At 51.9% G+C, this 13611-nt stretch carries 17 protein-coding genes; 11 read left to right on the top strand and 6 right to left on the bottom strand.

Annotation, left to right across the window (positions count from 1 at the left end):
* Positions 1–169: 169 nt before the first annotated feature.
* Both DCC81_RS15060 and DCC81_RS15055 read left to right on the top strand, forming a co-directional pair.
* On the top strand, positions 170–1003 hold the full coding sequence (locus DCC81_RS15060; protein WP_108687433.1) for an SDR family NAD(P)-dependent oxidoreductase: 834 nt from the start codon (positions 170–172) through the stop codon (positions 1001–1003).
* A gap of 158 nt (positions 1004–1161) precedes the next feature.
* On the top strand, positions 1162–2085 hold the full coding sequence (locus DCC81_RS15055; RefSeq protein WP_108687432.1) for a S1C family serine protease: 924 nt from the start codon (positions 1162–1164) through the stop codon (positions 2083–2085).
* Positions 2086–2337: 252 nt separating this feature from the next.
* On the opposite strand, the gene DCC81_RS15045 is transcribed toward DCC81_RS15055, so the two are convergent.
* On the bottom strand, positions 2338–3354 hold the full coding sequence (locus DCC81_RS15045) for a cytochrome d ubiquinol oxidase subunit II (protein WP_108687431.1): 1017 nt from the start codon (positions 3352–3354) through the stop codon (positions 2338–2340).
* Positions 3355–3366: 12 nt separating this feature from the next.
* On the bottom strand, positions 3367–4701 hold the full coding sequence (locus DCC81_RS15040) for a cytochrome ubiquinol oxidase subunit I (RefSeq protein ID WP_108687430.1): 1335 nt from the start codon (positions 4699–4701) through the stop codon (positions 3367–3369).
* A gap of 442 nt (positions 4702–5143) precedes the next feature.
* Here DCC81_RS15040 and DCC81_RS15035 point away from each other — a divergent pair, with 442 nt between their 5' ends.
* Together DCC81_RS15035 and DCC81_RS15030 are read left to right on the top strand one after the other, a co-directional pair.
* Positions 5144–5413 carry a hypothetical protein gene (locus DCC81_RS15035; protein WP_108687429.1) on the top strand — a complete coding sequence of 90 codons (270 nt, stop codon included), beginning with the start codon at positions 5144–5146 and terminating at the stop codon, positions 5411–5413.
* 196 nt (positions 5414–5609) lie between these two features.
* The gene (locus tag DCC81_RS15030; protein ID WP_240612996.1) at positions 5610–6356 is read left to right on the top strand and encodes a DUF72 domain-containing protein; all 747 of its coding nucleotides are present in this window, start codon (positions 5610–5612) and stop codon (positions 6354–6356) included.
* Positions 6357–6454: 98 nt separating this feature from the next.
* On the opposite strand, the gene DCC81_RS15025 is transcribed toward DCC81_RS15030, so the two are convergent.
* The gene (locus DCC81_RS15025; RefSeq protein WP_240612995.1) at positions 6455–7174 is read right to left on the bottom strand and encodes a Crp/Fnr family transcriptional regulator; all 720 of its coding nucleotides are present in this window, start codon (positions 7172–7174) and stop codon (positions 6455–6457) included.
* Between the two features lie 167 nt (positions 7175–7341).
* On the opposite strand from DCC81_RS15025, the gene DCC81_RS15020 reads away from it, so the two are divergent.
* Positions 7342–7941 (top strand): class I SAM-dependent methyltransferase, encoded by a 600-nt coding sequence (locus DCC81_RS15020; protein WP_165806599.1) that lies wholly within the window; start codon positions 7342–7344, stop codon positions 7939–7941.
* Positions 7942–7968: 27 nt separating this feature from the next.
* On the opposite strand, the gene DCC81_RS15015 is transcribed toward DCC81_RS15020, so the two are convergent.
* Together DCC81_RS15015 and DCC81_RS15010 are read right to left on the bottom strand one after the other, a co-directional pair.
* Positions 7969–8802, bottom strand: a complete 834-nt coding sequence (locus DCC81_RS15015; RefSeq protein WP_205686343.1) for a hypothetical protein — start codon at positions 8800–8802, stop codon at positions 7969–7971.
* A gap of 70 nt (positions 8803–8872) precedes the next feature.
* Positions 8873–9226 (bottom strand): winged helix-turn-helix transcriptional regulator, encoded by a 354-nt coding sequence (locus DCC81_RS15010; protein WP_108687426.1) that lies wholly within the window; start codon positions 9224–9226, stop codon positions 8873–8875.
* Positions 9227–9318: 92 nt separating this feature from the next.
* On the opposite strand from DCC81_RS15010, the gene DCC81_RS15005 reads away from it, so the two are divergent.
* The 6 genes from DCC81_RS15005 (at position 9319) to DCC81_RS14980 (ending at position 12672) form a co-directional block, all read left to right on the top strand.
* Complete coding sequence (locus DCC81_RS15005) at positions 9319–10059, top strand: SDR family oxidoreductase (protein WP_108687425.1); 741 nt, start codon at positions 9319–9321, stop codon at positions 10057–10059.
* Positions 10060–10148: 89 nt separating this feature from the next.
* Positions 10149–10571 carry a secondary thiamine-phosphate synthase enzyme YjbQ gene (locus DCC81_RS15000; protein WP_108687424.1) on the top strand — a complete coding sequence of 141 codons (423 nt, stop codon included), beginning with the start codon at positions 10149–10151 and terminating at the stop codon, positions 10569–10571.
* A complete protein-coding gene (locus DCC81_RS14995) occupies positions 10559–11017 on the top strand; it encodes a thioredoxin family protein (protein WP_108687423.1) in 459 nt (152 codons plus the stop codon). Before DCC81_RS15000 ends, DCC81_RS14995 begins: the two co-directional genes overlap by 13 nt.
* Positions 11018–11351: 334 nt before the next feature.
* Entirely contained in the window at positions 11352–11744 is a 393-nt protein-coding gene (locus tag DCC81_RS14990; protein WP_205686342.1) for a group III truncated hemoglobin, read from the top strand.
* 32 nt (positions 11745–11776) lie between these two features.
* A complete protein-coding gene (locus tag DCC81_RS14985) occupies positions 11777–12142 on the top strand; it encodes a group III truncated hemoglobin (protein WP_108687421.1) in 366 nt (121 codons plus the stop codon).
* A 95-nt stretch (positions 12143–12237) separates the two neighbouring features.
* Complete coding sequence (locus DCC81_RS14980; protein WP_108687420.1) at positions 12238–12672, top strand: RrF2 family transcriptional regulator; 435 nt, start codon at positions 12238–12240, stop codon at positions 12670–12672.
* A gap of 546 nt (positions 12673–13218) precedes the next feature.
* On the opposite strand, the gene DCC81_RS14975 is transcribed toward DCC81_RS14980, so the two are convergent.
* The gene (locus DCC81_RS14975) at positions 13219–13578 is read right to left on the bottom strand and encodes a DUF488 domain-containing protein (RefSeq protein ID WP_108687419.1); all 360 of its coding nucleotides are present in this window, start codon (positions 13576–13578) and stop codon (positions 13219–13221) included.
* Between the last annotated feature and the right edge of the window lie 33 nt (positions 13579–13611).

Below are 13611 nucleotides of genomic sequence, written 5' to 3'. Positions count from 1 at the left end.
CCGTCAATTTGCGTCCCTAAATTAAATAAAATAAAGGTGCACACCGGCAATTGTCGGATTCTCCCTCCTCATTTTTTAATTGTTTGATTTTCGCAAGTTATCGTTTGATTGGCGTAAGCCTGTTCCGGGATGCCCGCCCTAATTTTGCCATACCAAAATACCGGAACACATGAGCAATCAAAAAGTATGGTTTGTAACCGGCGCCTCCCAGGGCCTGGGATTGGCGCTCGTAAAAAAGTTACTGGAAAAAGGCGATGCGGTGGCCGCCACTTCCCGCAGTGCCGAAATGCTGCAAAGCGCCATTGGCAGCACCAGCAAGGATTTACTGCCCCTGTCCACTAACCTGGGCAGCCCTGAAAGTATCAAAGCGGCCATTGCAAAAACAATTGAAACCTTTGGCCGGATAGACGTGGTAGTGAATAATGCCGGCTATGGTATAGGCGGCGCCCTGGAAGAGATCAGTGAGAACGAACTGCTGGACAGCTTTGGCATTAATGTGTTTGCCACGGTGCACGTGATCCAGGCCGTAATGCCGCAATTGCGCAAGCAGCGCTCGGGGCATATTATAAACATCTCCTCCATTGCAGGCTTTGCACCGGCCTGCGGCTGGGGCGCCTATGCAGGGGTAAAGTTTGCCGTAATGGGCCTCACCCAGGTGCTGGCAGAAGACGTCAAGGAATTTGGTATAAAAGCCACGGTGGTGGCGCCCGGTGCTTTCCGGACCAACTTCCTGACCAGCAGCTCCCTGGTGATCGCTGAAAACAGGATCGATGATTACACCGCTGTGCACGACTCACACACCCGCTATGCCAGCATGGATGGCCAGCAGGCAGGAGACCCGGACAAGGCCGCAGCAGCGTTCATTGCCCTTGCGGAAAATGAAAATCCGCCCGTGACACTGTTCCTCGGCCAGGATGCGTACGACCGTGCACAGTTGCGCATAGCAGGTTTGCAGGCGGAAATGGAGCAATGGAAAGCGCTTACGGTGAGCACCGGATATTAATGTTTCCCCGGAACACGCAACGGCAAAAACCGCCATTAATGGTAGTAAGCTGCACGCCCCGGTGACGTAAGTTCCGCATCCCTCCCTTCCTGCCTGCCACAATGCCCGGTTTTGGCATTGGGAATATTGTTTGAAGCGGTAACGACAAAATCAATACCATGGATCAATATTCCCAAACCATCATTCAAGCGGTGGAAAAGGTAAGGACAGCGGTGGTGAAAATAGAAACCTATCATACACAAGACCAGCGTGAAACCCTGGCCGGCACCGGCTCCGGCTTTATCTTTTCTTCCGACGGATACCTGGCTACCAACAGCCACGTGATCCACAATGCCAGCCGCATTAAGGTAAAACTCTACGATGGCAGCACTTTCCCGGCCGCCCTTATTGGTGAAGACCCGGACACAGACCTGGCCATCCTGAAGATCTCCGCCACTGATTTTACACCCGCAAAACTGGGTAATGCAGAAGACCTGCAGATTGGGCAGCTGGTGATCGCCATTGGCAACCCACTGGGCTTCCAGCACACTGTAACCGCCGGCGTAGTAAGCGCCCTGGGACGCAGCCTGCAAAGCCAGACGGGCCAGATGATGGACAGCATGATCCAGACAGACGCCTCGCTGAACCCCGGTAACTCCGGCGGCCCCCTGATCAACGCGGACGGGGAAGTGATTGGCGTGAACACCGCCACCATTCGCGGGGCACAAGGCCTTTGCTTTGCCATCAGCATCAGCACCGCTAAAGAAGTGGCCAGCCAGCTGATACGCTTTGGCAAGGTGAGGCGCGCCTACCTGGGCCTTTCCATGCAGCAGATAGACCTGGTGCCCAAACTACGCTCCATGAACGAACTGCCTAACAAACAGGCGCTCTTCATCTCCGCGGTGGCTACCAATAGCCCTGCTCAAAAGGCCGGCATCCTGAGCGGCGATATTCTTTACGCATTCAACAACCAGCCTGTGGAAACCTCCGACGCCCTTTTTAAAATGCTGACCGAAGACAAGATCGGGCAGTTCCAATATGTGGGCATCCTGCGCGATAACTACAAGCGGGAGTTCAGGGTAACGCCGGTGCAGAAGAATTAAAAATTGTACCAGGCAGCATGTAGTAAGTATTGTGTACAGAGTATTGGCATAAACGCATTATCCGCGCAGGCGCCAATACCCTGGCCCGGTACGATGAAAACCCACCGGACCTGGTGACTGGATACTGGAAATACATTTCGTAGCCCGGGAAAAACAAATAGGCAGCTTCTTGGAACAATTTTTAACCTGATAACAAAAGCCCGCGGAAAACATCCGCGGGCCTTTTGTTTATACCAAAAAACACTGTACAATTTAATGCGCCACACTCGCTTTCTTTTTCTGAAAGCTGTAGATCAGGTAAAACACGGCCGGTAAAATAAACACGCTCCCCAGCAGCAGCGCCCACCCCAAAGCAGCCATGGTATGCTCATTACCCGCATGCTCCAGCAATGAAAGATAACCGCCGCCTTTCAGCAATACGATCTTGGGATAGTGGCGGTAAGTGGTGGTCAGCAAGATCATCGTTACCTGGAAGCCCGCCAGCACGCGCAGGATCTTGGTTTTACCATGAAAAAGCAGGTACCAGAGCAGCACCAGGGAAAGACTGGCCAGCACAATTGCCGTAATGCCTACAGGATTGCCAAAGATCCAGTCCATGAGGGGAATGTGTTCCACCTGTGCCGCGACGAATACCAGCGCGCCGGCTATCACCGCCAGGATGTTGGTAGTGCGGGCTTTGGAAATAAAGCGCTGGCGGTCTGTTTCATTATCCGTTTCCCCGATCAGGTACACCGATGCCAGGAAGCCACAGATGGCTACCGTAAAAAAACCGATGGCTACGGAAAACCAGTGCAGCCAGCTGAATACATAGGCGTCGAGAAAATTAGTGGCATGTGTATCAATGCGCCCGGCCACTGCGCTCCCCGCGATGATGCCCAGGAAGAACGGCGTTACGCAACTGGCGTACATAAAGATGCGGTTATAAATGACCTGCATGTCATCTACCACCGCATCATAATTGCGGAATGAAAACGCGGTGCCCCGCGCAACGATGCCCAGCAGCATAATGACCAGCGGGATGTGCAGGTAGATGGACATGGTGGTGTAGATCTCGGGGAAGCCCACAAATAAGATCACGATGGCAATGATCAGCCACATATGATTGGCCTCCCAGATAGGGCCAATAGCGCGGTACATGGTCCTGCGCGTACGGTCCTGGTTATCCCGGGAAGTGAATAGTTCAATAATGCCTGCACCAAAATCGGCCCCGCCCAGCAAAAGGTAGAGCAGGATGGACGTCCACAGGAAAATGATAACCACGTATAACATGTGCACAAGCTTTTAATGGGAAGAAGGGACCGGCATTGCGGGCAGATCATATAACTTGCCTACCATGCGGATCTGCCGGTACAGCATGAACGTTACAATTACAGCCAGCGATAGATACACGGCGGTAAACAGGTAAAAGGAGTAAACAATGCCCGGCATAGGCGTCACAGCATCGGCCGTGCGCATAATGCCGTTGATGATCCAGGGCTGCCGTCCTACTTCCGTCACCGTCCATCCTGCCTCCACCGCCAGGAAACCCGCGGGTGTGGCCAGCACAAAGAGTTTGAGCAACCATTGTTTTTGCAGCCATTGTTTCTTTTTCCAGACAGCTATAAAATACAACAGTGAAATAGCCAGCATCAGCATGCCCAGGCCTACCATCACCTGGAATGCATAATGGGTAACGGCTACAGGCGGATGGTCTTCCGGTTTTATCTGGTCCAGCCCCGTTACTTCCGCATTGAAATCGTCATGCGCCATGAAGCTGAGCATACCGGGTATTTCAATGGCAAAGTGTACGGTTTTGTTTTTTTCATCCGGGATGCCGCCAATGATCAGGGGCGCCCGCTTTTCAGTTTTAAAATGCGCTTCCATAGCGGCCAGCTTGGCTGGCTGGCGGCGGCCTACGTCCTTTGCGGAGATATCCCCGCTCAGGGGCTGCAGCAGGGCGGCCACGCAGGCAAATACTGCCGCTATCCTGAATGCCTTGCCATGAAACTGCACGTGACTGCCCCGCAGGATCATGAGAGCATGCACACCTGCCACTGCAAAACCGGTAGCTGCAAAAGCAGCAATACACATGTGCAGCGCCTGCGAAAACCATGCGTCATTAAACATGGCCTGTATGGGATGGATATTGAGATACTGCCCGTTGATGTAATCGAAACCGGCGGGACTGTTCATCCACGCATTGGCCGCCACCACCAGGATGCCGGACACCAGCCCGCTTACCCCCACCAACACGCCGGTGCCCCAGTGAAACCATTTATTAAAACGATCCCATCCATACAGGTAAAACCCCAGTGCGATGGCCTCGATAAAGAATGCCGTGCCTTCCAGCGAAAAAGGCATCCCGAAAATAGGGCCTGCATGCTTCATAAATTCGGGCCAGAGCAGCCCCAGTTCAAAAGAGAGCACCGTACCGGATACTGCGCCGGTGGCAAAAAAAATGGCCACGCCTTTACTCCAGGCCCTGGTCACGTTCTTATACATCACATTACCCGTGCGGAGCCAGATGAAGTGCGATACCGCCATAAAAAAAGGCATCACCATGCCTATGCAGGAGAACACAATATGAAAACCCAGGGAAAGGGCCATTTGTGAGCGGGCGGCTATGAAATCATTCATATAAGAGCTGTTTATACCTGGGATAACTGCCTGCAAATACGGCCTATCCAGGTACGAAAATAATACGCGTATTTAGATTATAACATGATTTATTACAGGAATACCGGTACTGTTTATCCGGCAAGATTTGCCGCAGGCGCAGGCCATAGCTATGACAACAATATTCCCTGCTGTTTCTCCTATCCCGCCACGTTACCAGCACTATGAAAATCGTTGCCACCAGGCAGGCCGCTCATAAGCAATGGTAACATAATAAGTCCAGCTTCCCATAACAAATGCAGCCACCCCGCACGTTGGGCATTGTTATTTACCCGGCACGGGCTTTCTCATGATAAAGTAAAATGGCTAAAAATGCTGTTAAATCTGTTCTAAAAGGCCGTCCGGGCAGCAATGCAGCCGCGGCCAATGTGTTTAAACTACACTAATTGCGTATCTTTGCAGTATGAAAATGAATAACCAGGACACTTTGAAAATTGCGGAGATCAAAGTGGACCTGCTGGAGCCACCTTATACTTTTAAGCTGCACCAGTTTGCCCTGCCCAAAGCGCAGGCCGCCCTGGACACGGTAAAAAAGTACCACCCTACACCAGCGCAGGTGCAGATCATGGAGTCTTTGATAGACCAGATCAACGCCCACGCCGGTTCCATAACAGAACTCCGTAACGACCTGAAGCAGTTCGCCCGTGCGTTGAACGAAATTTCAAATAAATAGACTGCTTTTCTTTTTGGTGAAAGCCTGCAAGTGCCTTGCGCTTGCGGGCTTTTTGTTGTGGGAATGGCTCCTTGCGGTGAAGTGGCGTTCCTGTTTTGGGAGGTGCCCTGTTTGGGGCGGCGTTCCTGTTTTCTAAAAGCCGCCCCCTGCGCCCGCCTCCGGGCGACAGTGGCACAATCTTTATGTTATGCCCTCCATGAAGCATCCACTGTTTTTTTGTGGTACCAGCAATATGGTGTTTGCAGAGCCAAACAAGGCGGCGTTTCCCCTTGCTTTCCAGGACAAACCGAGGCTCACTTATTACGCTTCCCGCTTTAACAGCCTGGAGGTGAACAGTTCCTTTTACAAAGTACCCAAACCCGCTACAGTAGCCCGCTGGGCCACAGAAGTGCCGGAGCATTTCCGCTTCACATTCAAACTATGGAAAGGTATTACCCATGTACGCGGCAGCGTGCACCAGCAGCACGATCTGCTGCATTTCCTGCGGGTTATTGACGAAGCAGGCCAGAAGACCGGTTGCCTGCTCATCCAGTTTCCCGCGTCTGTCGGGGCCGATCATGCACCGGTATTGGAGCAAATGCTGGGCACCATTGTACAGGCAGGCAATAAGTACAGGATAGCCCTGGAAATGCGGCATACCAGCTGGTATACAAAGCGCATTTATGCACTTGCCGATACGTATCGTGCCGGCATCGTGCTTCATGATATGCCCAGGTCCCTTTTCCAGGAAACAGCCACCGCGGCACCCTTTGTCTACCTGCGCTTCCATGGTCCGGCGGGCGATTACAAGGGTGGTTATACCGATGCGCAGTTGCAGCAATATGCCACGCGCATCCACACATGGATGGGAGAAGGAAAAGAAGTGTATGTGTATTTTAACAATACCATTGGCGATGCATTGCAGAATGCCATCACCCTGCGCAGCATGGTTACAGGCGGCTGAAAATTCAAATGCCCGGGCCCAGGGGTAGAGGATGCCGAACAGCTTGCTGAGCTCCGGATACCGTCAAAAAAGCGGGCATGCGATCAGTTTTTGAAAATTCAGATCCCTTCCGGGCCAAAGGTGGAGATGTCGATCAGTTTTTTCAGGTTGGTGATGAAGATAGTGCGTCCCCGGGTTTCCACGATGTGGGCGGTTTTAAACTCCCGCAGCAGGCGTACTACATTTTCCTTGGCAGTGCCCACCATATTGGCCAGGTCCTCCCGGGAAATATTAATGCTTACGGGGCCACGGTGGCTGTTTTCCTTGTATTTTTCCCGCAATACAATGAGGGTAATAGCCAGGCGCTCCCGCACAGAACGCTGGGCAAATATGGAAATACTGTTGGTCAGCACCGTGTATTCATGGCTGAAGGCCCGCAACAGGCGGCGGGATAATACGGCGGAGGTATCCAGGGTGGCCAGGAAGTCTTCCCGGGGAATGAAGGCCACCCGGGTGTCTTCCAGGGCGGCGGCTGAATCGGGGAAGCGCTCCTCTGCCAGCACGGCGTGGTAGCCCAGCAATTCGCCTTTGTTGGCCACATAGAGGATATGTTCTTTCTGGTCGCGATCTGTTGTGAAGCGCTTTACCCTTCCTTCGCGGATAAAGAAGATGCCCAGTGGAAGGCCTCCTTCGCGGAAAAGCAGGTCGCCCTTGGCATAGCGCTGCTCACTCATGTGCAGGCGCAGGCGCTCCTCGTCTGCCTCCGGAAGCTGGTGCAGGATAGACCCGGACCTGAGGTCCCACTTATCGATAGGAAATAACCCTTCCAGGCTCATCATCCGGTTTTTGGGGAGAAAATTGACAAAAATCAACTACTGGAAGGTACATTAAAAGTATCTTTGCAGACACAAAAGTTATCAGACTTTTTCTCAGCATGCCATGGGTCGCTTACTATTCCCAATGCCTGGAAAAACGGATGCACCACATCCAAGTTTGCTTTAAGACTATGCTATCAAATACACGTGTAAAGCCTGCGGCATTCAGCAGCGACGCCGCTTTCGATGCTGTATACCCGGAGCGTATCCGGGAACTTTCAAAACATCACTGGACGCCGCTTTCCATAGCCCGGAAAGCAGCACAGTTCCTGGCCCACAAACCCGGTGCGTCTATCCTGGACATCGGCAGCGGGGTAGGTAAATTCTGCCTGGCCGCGGGCTATCACCAGCCTGGCGCCCGCTTCTACGGGGTGGAACAGCGGGAAGCCCTGCACGAAGTGGCCAAAACCGCGCAGATCAGCACCGGGGTACAAAATGTAGAATTCCTGCATGGCAATTTCACTCAGCTGGATCTGAACGCCTACGACGGCTTTTATTTCTACAACGCTTTTTTTGAAAACCTGGACCAGCAGCGGGCCATCGCCAATGATATTGCCCACTCCGTGAGTCTTTACACCTACTATTCCCACTACCTGTTCAAAGCATTGGAAAATGCAAAGAGTGGTACCCGCCTGGTGAGCTTCCACAGCCTGGAAGATGAGATCCCGCAAAGCTATCACCTGGTAGACATTTCAGACGACCAGCTGCTGAAGATGTGGATCAGGCGATAAGGATGTGGAGCGCATTGTTACCCCCTCCTACTCATACCATTCAAATACCAGGTTACCAATTACATTTACCAATCCCTGTGGCACTCCTGTAATGCGCCAGCCTTTGGGCGTGCAGCGCAGTACACCCACATGCTCATGATTCAGGGTGATGTCCAGTTGCTGGCATACACCATGCGCACAGCTGGACATGACCGGGATGGCCACACCTTCGTAGTCCTTATTACGGTAAGAGAACGCCAAGGGAATAGGTACCGTTTTTTCCGGTTCCTGCTCCAGTTCCGTGATCAGTCCCTGCAGAATGCCAATGAGGTGCTGGCGCTGGGCCTTGTCAGATGCACTCCAGGAAGCCTTGCCGGCACGCTTGTGGGCCAGCTTGAACTTGAGGCCCACCATGGAGGTGGTGTAATCGTCTGCGTTGAGTTTTTCTACGTATTGGTGGGAGAGGATGAACCAGTGATACCCCGTACCTACAGGTACTCCACTGCCCTCCGGCGCATGGCCGGCGCGGCGCTTGGTCACCGCGTAACTGATTTCCCAGCGCTCCGGTGTTACCTTGGTTTCTTTCCAGATGCCTTTATCATAGTACCATTTGTGGCTGTGGCCAATCTGCATGCCGGTATATACCTGGCCTTTGTATTCCTTGAACTTATCGTAACCGGTAACAACCTTCCTGCCAGTGGTTTTGGTGGCCTTCTTGGCGGTGGGTTTCGCAGCTGGCTTTGCAGGGGTTGTAGCCTTCTTTGCAGCACGTTTTGCGGGAGTAAGTCTCCTGGTCAAAGGTGCGGTCTCTTTCCCGGCGCGCTGTGGCTTATTGCTGCTGGCGGTTTTCCGGGTGGCCCGGGTTTTTGTTGCTGTTGCCATAATATGCATTTATTCCATGCTGATGGCTCAAACGGCATGCCCGTACCAATGCAGACACTGCTGGCCCGGTTTATTTTCCCCTTAGTTTCCTTTTGTGATTAGCCCCCCATTCGATCATCGCAGAAATAATGGGGGCAAAGGTGAGGCAGTAGTCAGTGGACTCATATTCAATAAGCACGGGGGTTTCTGCGTACACTTTGCGGGTAATGATCTTGTTCAGCTCCATATCCTTCAACTCCCGCGAAAGCATGCGGGTAGTGATACCGGGGATGGCCCGTTCTATTTCCTTAAACCGCTTGTTGCCATTGCAGATGGCATTGATGATGGGAATCCTCCACTTTCCGCCCAGTACGTAAATAGTATCCTGTAAGGCCTGCATTTCCTTGGCTGCGTCGCGAAACGGCAATGAGATTGACTTATCCATGTCTTTGTTGTACTGGTATACTCAGGTATACCAATATCAAAGTTATACCAAATCGATCAATAACTTTGCTGGCAACATAAAAATCAACAGCTATGGAAATGTTAAAAGGCAAAGTGGCCGTGATCACAGGCGGCAACAGTGGCATAGGATACGCCACTGCAAAGGAGTTGAAGGCAGAAGGCGCACAGGTGGTCATCACCGGCCGCCGCCAGGAAGCAATAGCGCAGGCAGCACAGGAGCTGGGGGTTACGGGCCTGGTAGCAGACCAGGGAAAAGTGGCGGACATAGAAAAGCTGGCCGTCCAGGTAAAGGCGCAGTTTGGCAAAGTGGATATCCTCTTTATCAATGCCGGCGTGATAGACAAATTCCAGGTGGAAGCAGCCACGGAAGCGCAGTTTGACGGCATTATGGACATCAATTTCCGTGGGGCCTATTTTACGTTAAGCAAATTCATTCCCCTGCTTAATGATGGCGCGTCGGTGATCTTCCTCTCTTCCAATGCAGCACAACTACAGATAGTGGGTTCTTCCGTTTATTCCGCCAGCAAAGCAGCACTGAACGCGGTAATGCGCACCGCCGCACTGGAACTGGCGCCCCGCAATATCCGGGTAAACAGTGTAAGTCCCGGCCCCACGGAAACAGAGATCATGAAAAAAACGTTATCTGGAACGGAGCTGGATGCCGTGCATAACTGGCTGCTGGAAAGGCTGCCCCTGCGCCGCATTGGCAAAGCAGCAGATGTGGGCCGGATGGTGGTGCACCTGGCTGGTGACAGTGCCAGCTTTATTACAGGATCTGAGTTTATCATGGATGGGGGCATGCTGCTGGGGTAAGCAGCACGTGCCAGGCACAGGCATTGCGCTGCTGTTAAATAAATACAAAGTCTCCCCGCACATCGGGAAGACTTTTGTATTTTACACACATGAAGATCCATCAACACGGCGTACGGCTTCCGCAGAAACCGCGGGGCTTTCACCTCATTACCCAGGAGGTGCGCCAGGTGCTGTCGCAATACGCCGATGTGCAGACCGGCATGTGCCAGGTATTTATCCGTCATACTTCCGCTTCCCTGACCATCAACGAGAATGCAGACCCTACCGTGCGCAAGGATTTCGAGATGTATTTCAGCAAAGCCGTCCCTGAAAATGATCCCCAGTATTTACACGATGATGAAGGGCCGGACGACATGCCCGCCCACCTGAAAGCCTCGCTGCTGGGCAGTTCCGTGATGATCCCCATTGTGCAGGGGCGCCTGGGACTGGGCACCTGGCAGGGCATTTACCTTTGCGAACACCGCAACGATGGCGGTCCCCGTGAATTGATCATCACCGTATGGGGCATGTAGCGATGAAACGGCTGGCGATCTTAATAATGAGTTTCGGGGTGTTCATTACCATTACCAGGGCACAAAGCCCTGAACCGGTAAAAGGCATTCACTTCTTTACGGGCAGTTACCAGGCGGCCCTGCAAAAAGCCCAGGCGGAGCACAAACCTGTTTTCATAAACATCTATGCCACCTGGTGTGCACCTTGCACCCTGCTGGAGTCTGTCGTATTCACCAATAAAAAAGTGGGTATTTACTACGATGCACATTTCATCTGCCTGTCGCTGGATGGGGAGCAAGGTGAAGGCGCCCAACTGGCACAGGATTTTGGCATCCAGGGTTACCCTTCCCTCATTTACCTCAACAAAACGGGCACTACCATGATCTATGAGGCAGGCTACCGCGGGCCCAGGGCGTTTATAAAAACAGGAGCAGGTGCATTTGCGCGGCTGGTAAATGCGGAGTAGCCCACTTTCGCCCTATTCACTCCTTACCCTGAAAATGACCTCATGCTCCCTGCTGGCAAATGCGCAGTAACGCGGCGGCACCCAATTCCTCCTTACCCTGAAAATAAACTGCATGCTCTCTGCTGGCAAATACCCAGTAACGCGGCTTTCGACCCGCTTGGCTCCTCTACCTCAAAATAATAAAAGATAATTTTGTCTTTTATTAGAAAATGTATTTAGCTTTGTTTCATCAAAGAGCCCCTGCTGCTGGCAGCGTTATTTTTTGAGGCCCGCTGACGGGTAGAAAAAAGGGGCCCTTTGCCTCTTACAGGAGCAGGCGATAAATCGTATGGATATGCACATGTTAAAAGATATTGAAGGACGGGAGGACATTGTGTGGCTGGTGGATAACTTCTACGCTAAAGTGCGGGAAGATGCCTTACTGGCGCCGGTGTTTGCCTCGCGCATACACGATACCTGGGATGCACATCTGGAAACGATGTACAACTTCTGGAACATGGCCATTTTTGGCGTGCGTGACTACCAGGGCAATCCCTTTTCCAGGCACGTGACCCTGCCCCTGGAAGGTGAACACTTCAACCGCTGGCTGCAACTCTTTTCTGCCACGCTGGATGAGCGTTTTGCAGGCCCGGTTACCGATGACGTACGGCGCAAGGCACACGGCATTGCCGCCACTTTCCAGGCGCGCATGAACATCCGCCCCCAAGACACCGTTTTCAAATCATAGCATTCGTATTTGCTACACCCACCGATAAACATATGCAGGATATTCTGACAGAAGAAGATATTACAACGCTGGTGCACCAGTTCTATGGCAAGGTGAGAAAGGATGCCCTGCTGGGGCCCGTATTTGAAAAGGTGATCAACGGCAACTGGGGCCACCACCTGGGCATCATGTGTGATTTCTGGAGCACCCTGTTGTTGTATTCCCGCCGCTACCCGGGCGACCCGATGTCTAAACATATGCCCATGCCGCTTAAAAAGGAGCATTTTGATGTCTGGCTTACCTTGTTCAAATCCACAGTGGACGAACATTTCAGCGGCCCTACCGCTACGGATGCCAAACAAAGGGCACAAAACATTGCCAACCTTATGAAGGTCATGAAGCAAATTCCTTTACAATGACCCCCTTTATAAACCAGTGGCCGTGCTGCTTTCCTGTTCTGGCGCGGCATGATAGCCGGGAGGGTGCATCTTTGGCCAAAGCAAATTCTTAGATCATGTTTTCGAAGACTTGTGAATATGCCATTCGTGCCATGATCTTCATTGCACAAAAAACAAAGGACGGCAGCCGTGTAGGCATCCGGGAGATTGCGAATGGGATAGACTCTCCGGAACATTTCATTGCAAAGATCCTGCAGGACCTGGGCCGCAAAAAACTGGTCGATTCTGTAAAAGGCCCCAATGGTGGCTTTTTCCTGGACACAAAAGGGCGCAATGTATCACTGGCTGATATTGTGAAAGCGGTGGATGGAGATAACATTTTCTCTGCCTGCGGGCTGGGATTGAAACAATGCTCCGACAAGCATCCCTGCCCCCTGCACCACCAGTTCGTAGATATCCGCAAGGGCATTTCCCAGTTGCTGCAAAACAACCGCCTGGGCGATCTCCAGGAATCGCTGGACCAGCGCCTCACCTTCCTGAAACGCCGATAAAATCTTTTGCTCAAATAAAAAATAAAATGACCTGTAAAGGGCCTACAACAAAGGGGCCTGGGGCATGGCAGATATTGATCAACTGCTAAAGGTTTCCTACATCCTGCAATGGGAAACGGAGGCCCGCAGCGGGAGGAAAGATTGCTGTTGCCAAATACCACTGTTCCCAACGGGCCCTGCCCCATGGTGCACTGGCAGCAGTGCGTTACTTTTTTTGTGTAGGATTCCAACTATTTCTTAAGGCAAAAAATACAACCATGAACACCGGAAAAGTTGTACCTTAGTTGGGATGAACATTAAGAGCAAGGATAATAAAAAAACCGGCGCTTACTGTTTGTGCAGATGAAGTATTTCCTGATATAAAAACCAGGGACGTCATTATTCTCAACCCGTCTTATATTGTAGCATCTTTATTTGGGCCGGTGTTATGCACAGAAAAGAAAAATGGCCCAAGAATGGGAAGCCATCTTAGCGCCTTACAGATAATTGTATACCCATTAATATTCGCAAGCCGCCAGGGATAACCTGGCGGTTTTTACTTTCTGTTCATTTCCAATGCTTTTCCAGCCACGCTTTCAATACCACCGCATTTGATAACGCCTCTTCCTTCGCAGCATACACTAACGTAAAGATATGCTGCCTTGCATGCGCTTCCATAAACGGGTGCAAGGCTTCATTGACCTTCAATTCTGCTTCATATTTTTTACGGAATTCGTCCCAGCGGGCAGGATCATGATCATACCATTTCCGCAGTGCCCCGGTAGGCGCCAGGTCCTTTGCCCATTCATCTATCTTTGCCTCCTCCTTGGAGATCCCGCGGGGCCAGAGCCGGTCTACCAATACCCGGTAACCGTCTTCCTTTGCAGCCGGTTCATATGCGCGTTTCAAATAGAACTGTGGTTTCATAAATTGTGCTTGTTCCCGTTTAAATAACACAGA

This window comes from Chitinophaga parva (assembly GCF_003071345.1).
Lineage (GTDB): Bacteria > Bacteroidota > Bacteroidia > Chitinophagales > Chitinophagaceae > Chitinophaga > Chitinophaga parva.
This window is presented reverse-complemented; position numbering and strand designations above follow the sequence as displayed.

What these genes read in the sequence shown, in the direction of transcription:
- DCC81_RS15060 (WP_108687433.1), top strand. Translation starts at nt 170, where the DNA reads ATGAGCAATCAAAAAGTATGGTTTGTAACCGGCGCCTCCCAGGGCCTG.
- DCC81_RS15055 (WP_108687432.1), top strand. Translation starts at nt 1,162, where the DNA reads ATGGATCAATATTCCCAAACCATCATTCAAGCGGTGGAAAAGGTAAGG.
- DCC81_RS15045 (WP_108687431.1), bottom strand. Translation starts at nt 3,354, where the DNA reads ATGTTATACGTGGTTATCATTTTCCTGTGGACGTCCATCCTGCTCTAC.
- DCC81_RS15040 (WP_108687430.1), bottom strand. Translation starts at nt 4,701, where the DNA reads ATGAATGATTTCATAGCCGCCCGCTCACAAATGGCCCTTTCCCTGGGT.
- DCC81_RS15035 (WP_108687429.1), top strand. Translation starts at nt 5,144, where the DNA reads ATGAAAATGAATAACCAGGACACTTTGAAAATTGCGGAGATCAAAGTG.
- DCC81_RS15030 (WP_240612996.1), top strand. Translation starts at nt 5,610, where the DNA reads ATGAAGCATCCACTGTTTTTTTGTGGTACCAGCAATATGGTGTTTGCA.
- DCC81_RS15025 (WP_240612995.1), bottom strand. Translation starts at nt 7,174, where the DNA reads ATGATGAGCCTGGAAGGGTTATTTCCTATCGATAAGTGGGACCTCAGG.
- DCC81_RS15020 (WP_165806599.1), top strand. Translation starts at nt 7,342, where the DNA reads ATGCTATCAAATACACGTGTAAAGCCTGCGGCATTCAGCAGCGACGCC.
- DCC81_RS15015 (WP_205686343.1), bottom strand. Translation starts at nt 8,802, where the DNA reads ATGGCAACAGCAACAAAAACCCGGGCCACCCGGAAAACCGCCAGCAGC.
- DCC81_RS15010 (WP_108687426.1), bottom strand. Translation starts at nt 9,226, where the DNA reads ATGGATAAGTCAATCTCATTGCCGTTTCGCGACGCAGCCAAGGAAATG.
- DCC81_RS15005 (WP_108687425.1), top strand. Translation starts at nt 9,319, where the DNA reads ATGGAAATGTTAAAAGGCAAAGTGGCCGTGATCACAGGCGGCAACAGT.
- DCC81_RS15000 (WP_108687424.1), top strand. Translation starts at nt 10,149, where the DNA reads ATGAAGATCCATCAACACGGCGTACGGCTTCCGCAGAAACCGCGGGGC.
- DCC81_RS14995 (WP_108687423.1), top strand. Translation starts at nt 10,559, where the DNA reads ATGGGGCATGTAGCGATGAAACGGCTGGCGATCTTAATAATGAGTTTC.
- DCC81_RS14990 (WP_205686342.1), top strand. Translation starts at nt 11,352, where the DNA reads ATGCACATGTTAAAAGATATTGAAGGACGGGAGGACATTGTGTGGCTG.
- DCC81_RS14985 (WP_108687421.1), top strand. Translation starts at nt 11,777, where the DNA reads ATGCAGGATATTCTGACAGAAGAAGATATTACAACGCTGGTGCACCAG.
- DCC81_RS14980 (WP_108687420.1), top strand. Translation starts at nt 12,238, where the DNA reads ATGTTTTCGAAGACTTGTGAATATGCCATTCGTGCCATGATCTTCATT.
- DCC81_RS14975 (WP_108687419.1), bottom strand. Translation starts at nt 13,578, where the DNA reads ATGAAACCACAGTTCTATTTGAAACGCGCATATGAACCGGCTGCAAAG.